The organism is Mesocryomonas lacus (assembly GCF_055730135.2).
The window spans coordinates 1-13,275 of record NZ_JBUZWE020000009.1; the positions used below are offsets into that span (position 1 = coordinate 1).

General features: G+C 66.3%; 13 protein-coding genes. 7 read left to right on the forward strand and 6 right to left on the reverse strand.

What is annotated here, in order from left to right; translation table 11 throughout:
- From kdpB to ACZLZY_RS14685, 7 genes are all read left to right on the forward strand, one after another.
- Positions 1–1,336: potassium-transporting ATPase subunit KdpB (kdpB, locus tag ACZLZY_RS14655; RefSeq protein ID WP_472934471.1), on the forward strand; the 1,336-nt coding region annotated here is incomplete at its 5' end.
- Between the two features lie 76 nt (positions 1,337–1,412).
- A complete protein-coding gene (kdpC, locus tag ACZLZY_RS14660; protein ID WP_472934472.1) occupies positions 1,413–1,985 on the forward strand; it encodes a potassium-transporting ATPase subunit KdpC in 573 nt (190 codons plus the stop codon).
- Between the two features lie 9 nt (positions 1,986–1,994).
- Complete coding sequence (locus ACZLZY_RS14665; RefSeq protein WP_472934473.1) at positions 1,995–4,727, forward strand: DUF4118 domain-containing protein; 2,733 nt, start codon at positions 1,995–1,997, stop codon at positions 4,725–4,727.
- Positions 4,724–5,437: a response regulator gene (locus ACZLZY_RS14670; protein ID WP_472934474.1), complete on the forward strand. Its 714-nt coding sequence runs from the start codon at positions 4,724–4,726 to the stop codon at positions 5,435–5,437. Before ACZLZY_RS14665 ends, ACZLZY_RS14670 begins: the two co-directional genes overlap by 4 nt.
- Entirely contained in the window at positions 5,434–6,573 is a 1,140-nt protein-coding gene (locus ACZLZY_RS14675) for a peptidase C39 family protein (RefSeq protein ID WP_472934475.1), read from the forward strand. Before ACZLZY_RS14670 ends, ACZLZY_RS14675 begins: the two co-directional genes overlap by 4 nt.
- A 29-nt stretch (positions 6,574–6,602) precedes the next feature.
- Positions 6,603–8,063 (forward strand): RimK family ATP-grasp domain-containing protein, encoded by a 1,461-nt coding sequence (locus ACZLZY_RS14680; protein ID WP_472934476.1) that lies wholly within the window; start codon positions 6,603–6,605, stop codon positions 8,061–8,063.
- A gap of 35 nt (positions 8,064–8,098) precedes the next feature.
- A complete protein-coding gene (locus tag ACZLZY_RS14685; RefSeq protein WP_472934477.1) occupies positions 8,099–8,365 on the forward strand; it encodes a helix-turn-helix domain-containing protein in 267 nt (88 codons plus the stop codon).
- Positions 8,366–8,476: 111 nt separating this feature from the next.
- On the opposite strand, the gene ACZLZY_RS14690 is transcribed toward ACZLZY_RS14685, so the two are convergent.
- From ACZLZY_RS14690 to ACZLZY_RS14715, 6 genes are all read right to left on the reverse strand, one after another.
- The gene (locus ACZLZY_RS14690; protein ID WP_472934478.1) at positions 8,477–8,929 is read right to left on the reverse strand and encodes a MarR family winged helix-turn-helix transcriptional regulator; all 453 of its coding nucleotides are present in this window, start codon (positions 8,927–8,929) and stop codon (positions 8,477–8,479) included.
- Positions 8,930–8,953: 24 nt separating this feature from the next.
- Entirely contained in the window at positions 8,954–9,109 is a 156-nt protein-coding gene (locus tag ACZLZY_RS14695) for a hypothetical protein (RefSeq protein ID WP_472934479.1), read from the reverse strand.
- Positions 9,110–9,309: 200 nt separating this feature from the next.
- A complete protein-coding gene (locus ACZLZY_RS14700; RefSeq protein ID WP_472934480.1) occupies positions 9,310–9,939 on the reverse strand; it encodes an NAD(P)H-binding protein in 630 nt (209 codons plus the stop codon).
- Positions 9,940–10,543: 604 nt separating this feature from the next.
- A complete protein-coding gene (locus tag ACZLZY_RS14705) occupies positions 10,544–11,611 on the reverse strand; it encodes a diguanylate cyclase domain-containing protein (protein WP_496253588.1) in 1,068 nt (355 codons plus the stop codon).
- 164 nt (positions 11,612–11,775) lie between these two features.
- Positions 11,776–12,057 (reverse strand): hypothetical protein, encoded by a 282-nt coding sequence (locus ACZLZY_RS14710; RefSeq protein WP_472934482.1) that lies wholly within the window; start codon positions 12,055–12,057, stop codon positions 11,776–11,778.
- 123 nt (positions 12,058–12,180) lie between these two features.
- A complete protein-coding gene (locus ACZLZY_RS14715; protein WP_472934483.1) occupies positions 12,181–13,188 on the reverse strand; it encodes an SDR family oxidoreductase in 1,008 nt (335 codons plus the stop codon).
- Between the last annotated feature and the right edge of the window lie 87 nt (positions 13,189–13,275).

Here is a 13,275-nt window from a genome sequence, read left to right on the forward strand (position 1 = left end):
CGGCCTCGGCCGTTATGCCGGCGCCATCGTGCCGGTGCCGATCCTCGTGGCGCTCCTCGTCACGCTCATCCCGACCACCATCGGCGGCCTGCTCTCGGCCATCGGCATCGCCGGCATGGACCGCCTGATGCGGCACAACGTGCTCGCGATGTCCGGCCGCGCGGTAGAGGCGGCCGGTGACGTCGACACGTTGCTCCTCGACAAGACGGGAACGATCACCTTCGGCAACCGCATGGCGTCCGAGATCGTCGCGGTCCCGGGTGTCACCGACGCTGACGCTGCATCTGCCGCTGTTCAGGCCAGCCTTGCCGACGAGACCGCCGAGGGTCGCTCGATCCTGACGCTCGCCCGCGAGAAGTACGGCGTGAACGTCCCTGCCACCGCTGAGACCGGAGCGACGTTCATCGAGTTCTCCGCCGCGACGCGCCTGTCCGGCGTCGATGTCGGCGGGCGGCAGCTTCGCAAGGGCTCGATCGACGCGATCCGCAAGTTCGTGGCGGATGCCGGGAACAGGGGCGCCGAGCCGGCCGCCTTCACCCAGGCCGTCGAGCGCATCGCCCGCTCCGGCGGCACGCCGCTCGGCCTTTGCGAGGGATCGCGCCTGCTCGGCGTCATCCACCTCAAGGACGTCGTCAAGCCCGGCATCAAGGAGCGCTTCGCCGAGCTTCGCCGCATGGGTATCCGCACCGTCATGGTGACCGGTGATAACCCGGTGACCGCCGCGGCAATCGCCTCGGAGGCTGGCGTCGACGATTTCATCGCCGAGGCGACGCCGCAGGACAAGCTGAACTACATCCGCAACGAGCAGCGGCAGGGCCGGCTAGTGGCGATGTGCGGCGACGGCACCAACGACGCCCCGGCGCTGGCGCAGGCCGATGTCGGCGTCGCAATGCAGACCGGCACCCAGGCCGCCCGCGAAGCCGGCAACATGGTCGACCTCGACAGCGATCCGACCAAGCTCATCGAGGTGGTCGGCATCGGCAAGCAGTTGCTGATGACCCGCGGCGCGCTGACGACGTTCTCGATCGCCAACGACGTGGCCAAGTACTTCGCGATCATCCCGGCGCTGTTCATCGCGGCGATCCCGGAGCTCGGCCTCCTCAACGTCATGGGCCTCGCCTCGCCGGAAAGCGCGATCCTCTCGGCGGTGATCTTCAATGCGCTGGTCATCGTCGCGCTGATCCCGCTGGCCCTGAAGGGGGTGAAGTACACGCCTGGCGACGCCGGCTCGATCCTGCGCCGCAACCTGCTGATCTACGGCCTCGGCGGCATCCTCGTGCCCTTCGTCGGCATCAAGCTGATCGACATGGTCATCGCCGGCCTCGGCCTCGTCTGACGGCAAGCCCAGCCCCTTCCCGATGCGGGGAGGGGCCGCCTGTCAGGCTCCACATCTTCGTTCCAAAGGAACTCCCATGCTCACCCAGCTTCGTCCCGCCCTCAGTATGCTCGTCATCCTCGTCGCCCTGACGGGCCTCGCCTATCCCATCGCCATGACAGGTGTCGCCGGGGTGGTCTTCCCGGATGCCGCCAACGGCAGCCTGGTGATGCGCGACGGCAAGATCGTCGGCTCCAGCCTGATCGGGCAGTCCTTCACCCGTCCGGAATACTTCAAGCCGCGTCCCTCTGCCGCCGGGACTGGCTACGACGCCAGCGCCTCGTCGGGCACCAACCTTGGCCCGACCAGCGCCAAGCTCGCCGAACGCCTCAAGACGGACGCCGATGCCCTGCGCGCCGCTGGCATCACCGGCCCGATCCCGGCCGATGCCATCACCACGTCCGGCAGCGGCCTCGATCCCGACATCTCGCCAGCCTATGCCGAGATGCAGGTCGCTGGCGTTGCGACGGCTCGTGGCATGACCCCGGCGAAGGTCTCCGAACTCGTCGCTGCCCATACAAAGGGGCGCACGATCGGCATCCTCGGCGAACCCCGGGTGAACGTTCTTGAGCTGAACATGGCGCTCGACCAAGAAGTGCCGAAGCCGTAAGGCGAGCCGATGGGTGCCGACCAACCCCAACGGGCCTCGCCCGACGCACTGATCGCCGCTGCCGAGCGCGAGGGCAGGGGATCCTTGCGCATCTTCCTCGGCGCCGCGCCGGGCGTCGGCAAGACCTACGCCATGCTCCAGGCGGCGAAGGCGGCCAAGGCCGACGGCGTGAACGTCGTCGCCGGCCTTGTCGAGACGCATGGCCGGGCCGAGACCGAGGCGATGGTCGCAGGCCTCGAGGTCATCCCCAAGAAGGGGGTGCCTTACCGCGGACGCCTCGTTCAGGAGTTCGATGTCGATGCCGCACTGGCCCGTCGTCCTGCTCTGCTCCTCGTCGACGAGTACGCGCACTCCAACGTCCCCGGGAGCCGTCACCCGAAGCGATGGCAGGACGTTCGCGATCTACTGGCCGCAGGGATCAACGTCTGGACCACACTGAACATTCAACACGTCGAGAGCCTCAACGACGTGGTCCAGCGGATCACTGGCGTGCGGGTTCGCGAGACTGTGCCGGACACGGCACTGGAGAAGGCCGATGAGATCATTCTTGTCGACCTGCCCTCGGACGAGCTCCTGAAGCGCTTGGCCGACGGCAAGATCTACGTCGAGGACACGGCGCAGCGCGCCATACAGAGCTTTTTCAAGCCGGGCAACCTGCGCGCCCTGCGCGAGCTGGCCCTGCGCCGTGTCGCCGCGCATGTCGACACAGACCTGCTCGAGCGCATGCAGGGTGGAGCGATCCAGGGACCCTGGGCGGCGGGCGAGAAGATCCTCGTCTGCGTGGGGCCGAACAAGATGGCCGAGCGGGTGGTGCGGCAGGCCAAGCGCCTTGCCGATCTCCTTGATGCCCCCTTCATGGCGGTCACGATCGAGCGCCCGGGTGTCACCGTCTCGGCAGAAGCGCGGCGCTTGCTCGATGCGGGCATGCAGCTTGCGGAGAGCCTCGGTGCCGAGACCCGCTCCCTCGTCGCCGACGACCTGCCGTCGGAGCTCCTGCGGACCTCACGCTTCGAGAACGTCACCCAGATCGTCATCGGTCAGGCGCGCGGCTTCGGCATCGGCCAGTGGTTCCGGCGCAACCTTGCCGACGCCCTGACCCGTCAGGCGCGCGGCATCGCCATTCACATCGTCACCGCCGAAGAGGCAGACTGCACGCAGGCGACACGGTTCACCCTTCCTCCGGTCGGCGAGCTTCGGGGATACTTGGTGGCCTTTGCCTGCGTCGCGCTTGCCACGATCATCGGGCAGGGGCTGTCCCGCGTCATCGCCCTGCCGAACATGTCGATGTTCTACCTGATCGCGGTGATCGTTCCAGCGTTCCGGTTCGGCGTCTGGCCTGCGGTCTTCGCCTCCGGACTCGCCTTCTTCGCCTACAACTTCTTCTTCATCGCCCCGACCTTCTCGTTCACCGTCGCCCGGCCGCACGAGGTGGTGACGCTCTTCATCTTTCTGGGCATCGCCGCCGCGATGTCGGCGATCGCCGGGCAGACGCGCGAGCAGGCGAAGGCTGCGGTACGTCGCACGCGGGCGACACGGCGGCTTTACGAGTTCACCAGGCGCCTGTCCGCTCTCCCGGGGGAACAGGCCGTGGCAGACACGGCGGTCGCCGAGGTCCACGCCGCCGTGAACCGCTCCACGGTGATCCTGCTTGTCCCACCGAAACAGGCTGAAGGCGAACGGAGCAAGGTCGTCGAGGATAGCGTTTCTGCGGTGGACGACCTGAGCATAGCTGCCGCATGGCCGCCTGAGGACAGGCTGGACACGGCCTCTATGACGGCCGCCCATTGGGCTCTGCTGCATGGGGAGAACGCCGGCGCCAACACCGGGACCCTGCCGAACGCACCTTGGCTGTTCGTGCCCCTTCGTGTGCCGGGACGCCGCGTCGGTGTCCTCGGCGTCGAGCGCGGCGCCGCGGACGACGCGTTGGACAGCGAGGCCATGGTGCTGATCGAGACCCTGGCCGAGCAGACCGCCGCGGCGCTTGCCCGCACGGCGCTCTCGACGGAGGTGGCCACCGCCCGCACTGCGGCCGAGACCGAGCGGGTGCGCAACATCCTCCTCGCCTCGATCAGCCACGACTTCCGCACGCCGCTGGCGTCGGTGCTGGGGGCCGCGACCAGCCTCATCGAGTACGGCGGCCAGATCTCGGAGGCCGGAAAACGCGATCTCCTTGTCCAGATGCGCGAGGAGGCGGAGCACCTCGACGGCATGGTCCGCAACCTTCTGTCGATGACCCGGTTGGAGGCCGGCGGCCTCGACATGCGCCGAGACTGGCTAGACGTCGAGGAGGCCGTTCACCGGGCTGTTGCCTTGGCGAAGAAGCGCGGCGCTCCCCAAAGCTTCACCGTGTCCATCGCTTCCGACTTGCCGCTGATCTTCGCCGACCAAAGCCTCTTCGATCAGGTGCTGGCGAACGTCATCGGCAATGCCGTCCGCTATGCCGGACGCGAGGCCATCGTCGACCTGTCTGTCCGACGCAACGAGGATGCGGTCGAGGTAAGGATCGACGACGACGGCCCCGGCATACCGCCCGAGGTGTTGCCGCACGTGTTCGAAAAGTTCGTCCGGGCCGCCTCGAGCGCTGCCGACGGCGGCGAGGGATCGGGGCTCGGGCTCGCCATTACCAAGGGCATCGTCGAGGCGCACGGCGGCACCGTCGTCGCTGCCAGCCCGCCACCGGGCCGCAAGCGCGGCGCGTCGTTCATCATACGCCTGCCCATTCCCGAAGGATCGCCATCATGATCGGTGCCACCATTCTCGTCGTCGACGACGAACCCGCCATTCATCGCTTCCTGACGCCCGCCCTCAGCGCGAACGGTTTTGTGCCGCTGCGCGCCGACAACGCGAAGGAGGGACTCGCCATGGTGGCCAGCCACAAGCCGACCGTCGTGGTGCTCGATCTTGGCCTGCCGGACCTTGACGGCTCCGAGGTGATCAAGCGCCTCAGGGTGTGGACGGATGTGCCGATCATCGTCCTGTCCGCGCGTGACCGTGAGGGCTCGAAGATCGAAGCCCTCGATCTCGGCGCCGACGACTTCGTCAGCAAACCGTTTGGCGTCGGCGAGCTGATGGCCCGTATCCGCGCCGCCATCCGCAACCAGATGCAGTCGAAGGGCGAGACCCCGGTGCTGCGCCTCGGCGAGATCGAGATCGACATTCCGCGGCATCGCGTCATGCGGTCGGGCGTCGAGGTGAAGCTGACGCCGAAGGAGTTCGACCTCCTGTCGATGCTGGTGCGCCATTCCGGCAAGGTCGTGACCCATCGCCACATCCTGCATGAGGTCTGGGGCGCGCCGCACGAGAACGACACGCCGTACCTGCGGGTGTACATTGGACAGTTGCGGGCCAAGCTCGAGGCGGACCCGGCGAGTCCCGCCCTCATCCTCACGGAGCCGGGCATCGGGTACCGGACGGGCGAGGCCTCGTATTCTGAAAGGGCACCGTCGGAGTGACCCAGCCGGCCGTCATCAGGCAAGCCCGCGTCGAGGACCTGGACGCCCTCGAGGAACTGGAGGCATCGAGCTTCGAGGGAGACCGCATCTCGCGGCGCTCCTTCCGATCTCTGATCCAGTCCACAAGCGCGTCGGTCGTCGTCGTCGACGGAAGCGAGGGCCGTGCCGTCGGATACGCCACGCTCCTGTTTCGGGCAGGCACTGCGATGGCGCGCCTCTATTCGATAGCCGTTGCGAAGGACTCCGCCGGACGCGGCATCGGCCGGGCGCTGCTGCGTCATGTCGAGGCCGAGGCCTACGACCGTGACCGGATCGCCGTCAGGCTCGAGGTGCGCGAGGACAATGCGGTGGCGATCGGCCTCTATCGCGCCGAGGGCTACCGCGACATCGGCGTGTACCCCGCCTACTACGACGACGGCATGCCCGCGCTTCGGTTCGAGAAGACCCTGCATGGCGATCACGCGGTGGACGGCGGCGTGCCCTTCTACCAGCAGACCACCGAGTTCACGTGCGGCCCGTGTTGCCTGATGATGGCGATGGCCAAGGAGGGGGTCGGGCCTCAGCTTGACCCGGTGCTGGAAGTCCGGCTTTGGCGTGAGTCCACGACGATCTTCATGATGTCCGGACCCGGGGGCTGCGAGCCGTTCGGGCTCGCGGTCGCCGCCCACGAAGCGGGGCTCGACGCCGAGATCAACGTCTCCACTCCCGGCAACCTATTCCTCGACAGCGTGCGCAGCCCCGCCAAGCAGCGGGTGATGGCGCTGGCGCAGGAGGACTTCCGGCGTCGCGCCGCGGCGTATGGGATCCGCGTCGTCTCCAAGGCCTTCACCCTCGACGAGCTGCGCCGTGCGATAGCCGCAGGAAAGACCGCCGTCGTCCTCATCTCGGGCTACCAGATGTTCGGCGTGAAGGTGCCGCACTGGGTCCTGGCCCACGGCGACGACGGCCGCCACATCGTCATCCACGACCCCTGGGTCGCCGACGAACGGGGGGAGTCCATCGCGGACGCGGCCAACCTTCCGATCCCCTACCAGACCTTCGACCGCATCGCCCGCTTCGGGAAGGTGGGCCTCAGGGCCGCCGTCTTCCTCGGTCCGCGAGTCCTCGCGCCCGCGCCGGGCCGTAACGTCCTTTAGCCCTCCGGGGCATCTCCGAAAGCAGTTCTATGTCTCAATGGGTCATTCTCGTCGGTCGCTCCGGCGACATCGACAATGCCGCGACACCGCACAAGGTGATGACGAGCCGCGACTACCTTGCCCACCCTGGCCTGTTCCGCGGCCAGCGCCCGAAGGTGATCAACCTCTCCCGATCCTTCGCCTACCAGAGCCGGGGCTATTACGCCTCGCTGCTCGCCGAGGCACGGGGCCACCGCATCATCCCCTCGGTCGAGACGATGATCGACCTGTCGGAGCGCAAGCTCTACGAGAACGCGTTGCCGGAGCTCGAAGCGGCGCTCGTCAAGGCGCTCGACGCCGACGAGGAAATCGGCGAGGCGCCCGTCCGGATCTATTTCGGCTACGTCGATGACCCCCGGCTGGAGCGTTTCGGCCGCCTCGTCTTCGACTGGTTCAGGGCGCCTGCGCTCGACGTTACCCTGGAGCGCCGGGACGGGCAGATTCGCATCCGCAAGATCGGCTTCACGCCGCTCGGCAAGCTATGCGAGGCGAAGCAGGCGCTGCTCTTGGCCGCGATGGAGCGCTACACCGCTCGCGAATGGCGCGCCGCCAAGGCAAAGGTCCCGGCGAAGTACTCGTTCGCGGTGCTGTACGACGCCCAGGAAGCGTTGCCGCCGTCTTCGGAGGCGACGCTGAAGCACTGGGCGAAGGTCGCGGGGAAGATGGGCGTCGACGTCGAGCCGATCACTAAGCGCGACCTCGCCAAGCTCGCCAACTTCGACGCGCTGTTCATCCGCGAGACGACGTCGATCTCCAACCATACCTACCGCTTTGCCCGGCGGGCGATGCAGGAGGGTATGCCTGTCATCGACGACCCGATCTCGATGATCCGCTGCACCAACAAGGTCTACCTGAACGAGCTCATGCTCGAGAACGGCATCGCCACGCCGCCCGCGGTGATGATCGGCGGCCGCGAGGACTTCGACCGGGCGGCAGACCTCCTCGGCTTCCCGATGGTGGTAAAGATCCCGGACGGGTCGTTCTCCCGCGGCGTGAAGAAGGTCAGCGACCGCGCGGCGCTCGAGACGCTCTGCCAGGAATGGCTCGACGACACCGATCTCCTGATCGCCCAGAAGTTCATGCCGACCGACTTCGACTGGCGGATCGGCGTGCTCGGGGGCGAGCCCCTGTTCGCCGCCCAGTACCTGATGGTCAAGGACCACTGGCAGATCGTGAAGCACGTCGCCGGCGGCAAGCCGACGATCGACGGCGGCACCCGCGCGGTGCCGCTCGGCGACGTCCCCCCGGAGGTCCTCGACGCCGGCCTGCGCGCCGCCCGTTGCATCGGGGAGGGCTTCTACGGCGTCGACCTCAAGCAGACCGACGACGGCATCTTCGTCATCGAGGTCAACGACAACCCCAACCTCGACCACGGCGTCGAGGACGCGGCGGAGAAGGACGAGGTGTGGATCCGGCTGACGAAGTGGTTCATCGACAGGCTGGAGCGGTGAGGTGGGCTCAGACCGCTCGATCCCGCGAGCGGGATTTGGTTGATCCCACCAAGGTCAATGTGCCCGCCTGTTCCCCTATCCTCCCCGAGCAATGCCGCGCCGCCCGCGGGTTGCTCAACTGGAGCCAGGAAAAGCTGGCGCTCGCAGCAGGCGTCTCCCGCAGCACGACCAAGGATTTCGAGGCGCAACGGCACTGTCTCCAACGATCCTCCGAGAAGCTGCTGGTCGCGACGTTTGAAAATGCGGGGGTTGAGCTACTGTTCGATGGGACGGGCGGCCTGGGAGTTCGTTTCAAGCGCTGAACATATCCTGTCGGACCGTAGGGGCGGCAACGCGACTTGTCTCATCTGCTGCCGTTGGGACGGGTTCGCCTCTGGCGAGGCAGCATTCGTCAGAGAATGCCGCCTCGTGTCTCACATCTTGGGGTCGAGTTCCCTCAGATGACTGGCGATCAGGTCATGCGCGCTTGGCAACGATTCCACGAGCGCCGCCGTAAGCTGGGGAGTCGACGCGCCGCGGAGAAACTCCTCCATCTTTGCCCGTACCGCCAGAGCCTCGAGCTTCATCGCCGCCCCGGCAGGGGAGAGACGCACCAAGGTCTCGGGATGCGTGCCCGGCTTGTCCATCCGCACCACGTACCCGACCGACGCCATACGGTCGACGATCCTTGAAGCCGTCGACGGCGGCGTATCGAGCTTGGTCGCGAGTTGAGACACGGACACGAGCCGTGCCTCGTCGAGCGCGATCAGGATTTCGTCTTCGCCCACCCACAGACCGATAGCCGCGAGCTCGTGTGCAGAAAAGGCTCTGGTCGTGTTGGAGAGCTTCGTCAGAAGGTCGACGAGCTCGGTGTCCGTCGCGACCAAGGGGTGACTTACAGGGACGCTCACTCAGGACCCCCTCTGCATCTCGTTCGATGCAAACGAGGCCGCGTTGCCGGGCAGCATCGCGCTGACGATGCCGACCGTGGCGGTGGGATAGGTCAGTCCGACGACGGCCGCGAGCAGCCCCAATAGGACGATGGCGTTGCGAAGGTGGAGGAGCATTGGATCTTCCCGGCCGATTGGCCCAGTTCGACGCGGCACCGGGGCAAGGGATGCCTCGGTCGACGCGTGTCATGCGGAAGATCGGCTTTTGCGTATAAGTTTTCGATACGGATTTTGGGCGTCCTGCATCAATTCGGCAGGCGCGTGGTCCATCTAGCTGGCCAAGAGGCTGGGGCCAGAGAGGTGAAGCGTCTCCGCATTCACGCGAGTTCTCGAGCCTTGACCATGTGATGGCCGGGTAAGGGCAGGGTGGCGGCCTCGACCAAGGCGCTGGCGATGCGGTCGGCCTGGTTGACCCGCCAGTCCTTCGGCAGGATCGGGTGGAGAGCGCGGGAGAGCGCCAAGGCTGCCCGCTCGACGGGACGGCTTCCCACTCGGTCGCCCGCTATCAGCCCCGGGTGCAGGATCGTCACCGATCCGAACCCCAAGGCAGCGGCATCCCTTTCCAAGTCGCCCTTCACTCGCGGGTACAGAAACCGGGAGCTCGAGTTCGCGCCTGCTGCCGAGACAAGCGCAAGGGTCGGCGTCCCGTGCTCGTGCGCCAGTCGGATCGCCTTGAGCACGAGGTCATGGTCGAAACGGCGGAACGCCTCGGCCGAGCCTGCCAGCCGACGGGTGGTGCCAAGGGCGCAGATGACGGCGTCAGCCTGCCACCAGTCCGCCCGCTCGGGCAGGTTCTCGTAGTCGACCTGAACTGCATTGAGGCCGTCCCGCCATGGTATCGCCCGGCGCACCGGAGCCGTCACTTCCATTATCCGGGGGTCACGCATCGCTCGCTCAAGAACGTTGTTTCCGACAAGGCCCGTGGCTCCAAGGAGAAGCAACCTCATGGCCGGCTCCGCGCCGTTCCAGCCCGGCTGACAACCCAAATGGCGAGCGCGACGACAAGTGCGTCCTCTACGACGCCTGTCGGCCGTTGGCCGTAGCTGGCGATGAAGCGTTTACGGACCGCAAGCGTGAAGTACGAGGATGCGACGGCCGCGGCTGCACCCACCACCGCTCCGGCCTTCTGGTCGTCGGCGAGGGCCGCTCCAGCGATCCCGCCCGTCATTAACCTGGCCAACATGCCGGGAGGGACAGTTCGGTCGGGTGCCGAGCGCATCTTGTCTCCCAACAGTTCGGCGACTGCCAGCGCGGTTGCGCCTGCCGTGACCCAAGGGCTCGCTAGTAACGTGGCTAGATGTCCCTGGCCGGGAGGGCGTTGCCTTCGCGCGAGAAACGATACCGCGGCAAGCGGGGTCATCGATCGTGACCCGGCAACGATGCCCATGACGAAGGGGGCAATCATACAGCGGGCCGTTCGTGCCATGTCGATGGTTTCGTCATCCGTCTCCTCCCATTCGTTCCGTGATCCGAACGGCGAGCGCGGCGCGGGGTTGCGACAGAACCTTGGTCGGCGGACCGTCGGGGACCCTACCCAGACCACGCACGGAGCTATGAAGCCATGACGACCAGGCCCCGGGTGGAACGCTTGGCTCGATAGAGGGCGGCATCGGCTTTGGCGACCAGCGAGCGCCGGGCGTCGGCATCGTCCGGGGCGATCGCGATCCCGACGCTTGCCCCGATGTCGATGGTGAGCCCGTCAATGAGAAATGCGGCACCCAAGGTTTCGACGACACGCGCGCCCATAGCCAACGCAGCTTCCCTTGAGGATACGGCCTTTTGCACGATGACGAACTCGTCGCCGCCGACCCGGGCGATCCTGTCGCCTTCTCGGACAAGCCGAGACAGCCGTGTCGCCACCTCGACCAGAACCTTGTCCCCGACAGGGTGGCCGTGCCGATCGTTGACCTCCTTGAAGCGGTCGAGGTCGATGAAGTGCAACGCTGTCTTGGAGACGCTCGGATCCGACAGTGCGGCATCCAGATACGCTTCGAACGAGAAGCGGTTGGATACGCCCGTGAGGAAGTCCAATCCAGCGAGCTGGACGCTTTTTGCCCGGGTCACCAGCAGCTCGACGGTCGCGACATAAGCAGTCTGGACGGTCTCGAAGCTCGTCACCATCATCGCGGCCAGCAAGATGGCGACGCCGATGTCGATCTTCGATCCGAGGGCAAGGGCGGCGGCGACCGGAAGGACCGCCAGGGCGAGGCACGACATGCACATCCACCTCAGCACGGAGCCGCGCACGACGACGCCCGCAGCGTAGCTGAACGTGGCCGCCAGCATCAGCATGCGGTAGTCCGAGACAGGCGCAAGCATGATCCGGGCTCCGATCAACCCGAGCGCAAGGGCATGCACACATGCGATCGACGCGTAGAGGGCGCGCCATCGGGATACGTCGATCAGGTGTGGTCGCACCCGGTGGAGAACCATCACGCCGAGCTGGACGACGGTCACAGCCGTAGAGGCTGCCGTGAGGACGAGGAGCGTACCGTCGGCAAGGGCCATTGCCGTGAGACAACCGATAGCAAACGTCGCTGCCCCCATCGCCGATACGGGCACGACAGGGCTCAGCAACATGCCCAGGAGTTCGTGCTCAACCTTTTTCGGCCAACCCATCGTCACGTGCTCCCGTCCATAGAGGCCCGCATCTACGGGCCGATCGGTAAAGAGACGGGCCCACGAGTACATCAATTGATAGCCGACATCGGTCTAGCGACGCGGTCGTGGCTCTCACGGCCGGAAGAAGGCTCCCGGGCCCTTTCCACCGTAGCCGGTAGCACTCATGACCGATGGCCTTTTATCATCAGCTCCCCGATGCGAGCGTTCTTGTGTTCGTTATCAGCCAAGCCTTTCCGTGTTTCGGAACGCTGATCACCAGCCCCCAGCCATGCTTTGGAAACGTAGCCCCACGAGACGACACGACGGTCCTTCAATAGCCTGGCGGCCATCAAGATCCACAGGACCATCATCCGGCCGGTTGGGCTGTGTGCGAGCAATTGCGCGATCAGTCCGGCCATCATCGCCGGCCGGATCAGGTTTGAGGAGAGGAACTTCTGGCTCATCACCGATCTCGTCGGTCAGGGCGGCGTCCGAGATCACATCGGCGTCGCCTGAGCTAACCGACTGAGATGGAAGTCGCGCCGAAGTTCGCGACATTCCGGGCGAAGACTCGTACCAGGCGGGCTTTAGGGGAAACCCTTGCCACCATGCGCCCCGACCGCCGTACCCGTGCTGAAGGTCGCTTCGCCGGACGCAAGGGCAACATACAGCGACGCCAGCTCGGCCGGCTGGCCCGCGCGCCCGAGAGACGTCTGCTGGCCGAACTCGCCCATCTTGCCGGGGAGCTGGCCGCCGGCGACCTGCAACGGCGTCCAGATCGGCCCGGGCGAGACCGCATTGACCCTGATGCCCTTCTTGGCGAGCTGCTTGGCCATGCCGCGGGTCAGGTTCTGGATCGCCGCCTTGGTCGATGCGTAGTCGATCAAGTCCTCGCCGGGATCGTAGGAATTTTGCGAGATCGTGTTGATGATCACCGAACCGGGCGGAAGGCTCGGGATCGCCGCCTTGCTGAAGCGGAACACATGGAACACGTTGGTCTCGTAGGTCCGGACGAACTGCTCGTCCGAGATCTCCATGATGTCCGCCTTGGATTGCTGGTAGGCAGCGTTGTTGACGAGGAGGTCGAGACCGCCGAGTTCGGCGATCGCCTTGCGGACGACCTCCTCGCAGGCAGCCTGTGTCCGAATGTCGGCGGGGATGGCTACGGCCTTGCGGCCGGCCTCGCGGATCAGCGCGATCACCTCCTGGGCATCGGACTCCTCGTCAGGGTGGTAGTTGATGGCGACGTCCGCGCCCTCCCGAGCAAATGCGATAACCGCTGCGCGGCCGATGCCGCTGTCGCCACCCGTCACCAGGGCGCGGCGTCCGGTAAGCTTTCCCGAACCACGATAACTTTTCTCGCCATGGTCCGGCACCGGGTCCATCTTGCTCGCCAGCGCGGGCCAAGGCTGCTTCTGTTCGGGGAAGGGCTCGCGAGTAAACCTGTCGCGCGGATCGACGAGCGACGGTGCCGTACCTCCGGCTGTCGCTCCCGCATTGCCAGTCTGCGCGTCAGCGGACGAGGCGGCACCGACGGCGAGGCCGACGGCAGCACTGCCGAGCACAGCACGGCGGGTCATATGGTGATCGGTCATCTGAAGTCTCCGTCCGTTCGAAGGGTCATGTCCCACGTGGCGAACGTCGTCGGAGGGAGATCGCTCCCGTCTCATCTTGAAGTGACG

What these genes read in the sequence shown, in the direction of transcription:
- kdpC (WP_472934472.1), top strand. Translation starts at nt 1,413, where the DNA reads ATGCTCACCCAGCTTCGTCCCGCCCTCAGTATGCTCGTCATCCTCGTC.
- ACZLZY_RS14665 (WP_472934473.1), top strand. Translation starts at nt 1,995, where the DNA reads ATGGGTGCCGACCAACCCCAACGGGCCTCGCCCGACGCACTGATCGCC.
- ACZLZY_RS14670 (WP_472934474.1), top strand. Translation starts at nt 4,724, where the DNA reads ATGATCGGTGCCACCATTCTCGTCGTCGACGACGAACCCGCCATTCAT.
- ACZLZY_RS14680 (WP_472934476.1), top strand. Translation starts at nt 6,603, where the DNA reads ATGTCTCAATGGGTCATTCTCGTCGGTCGCTCCGGCGACATCGACAAT.
- ACZLZY_RS14695 (WP_472934479.1), bottom strand. Translation starts at nt 9,109, where the DNA reads ATGCTCCTCCACCTTCGCAACGCCATCGTCCTATTGGGGCTGCTCGCG.
- ACZLZY_RS14700 (WP_472934480.1), bottom strand. Translation starts at nt 9,939, where the DNA reads ATGAGGTTGCTTCTCCTTGGAGCCACGGGCCTTGTCGGAAACAACGTT.
- ACZLZY_RS14705 (WP_496253588.1), bottom strand. Translation starts at nt 11,611, where the DNA reads ATGGGTTGGCCGAAAAAGGTTGAGCACGAACTCCTGGGCATGTTGCTG.
- ACZLZY_RS14710 (WP_472934482.1), bottom strand. Translation starts at nt 12,057, where the DNA reads ATGAGCCAGAAGTTCCTCTCCTCAAACCTGATCCGGCCGGCGATGATG.
- ACZLZY_RS14715 (WP_472934483.1), bottom strand. Translation starts at nt 13,188, where the DNA reads ATGACCGATCACCATATGACCCGCCGTGCTGTGCTCGGCAGTGCTGCC.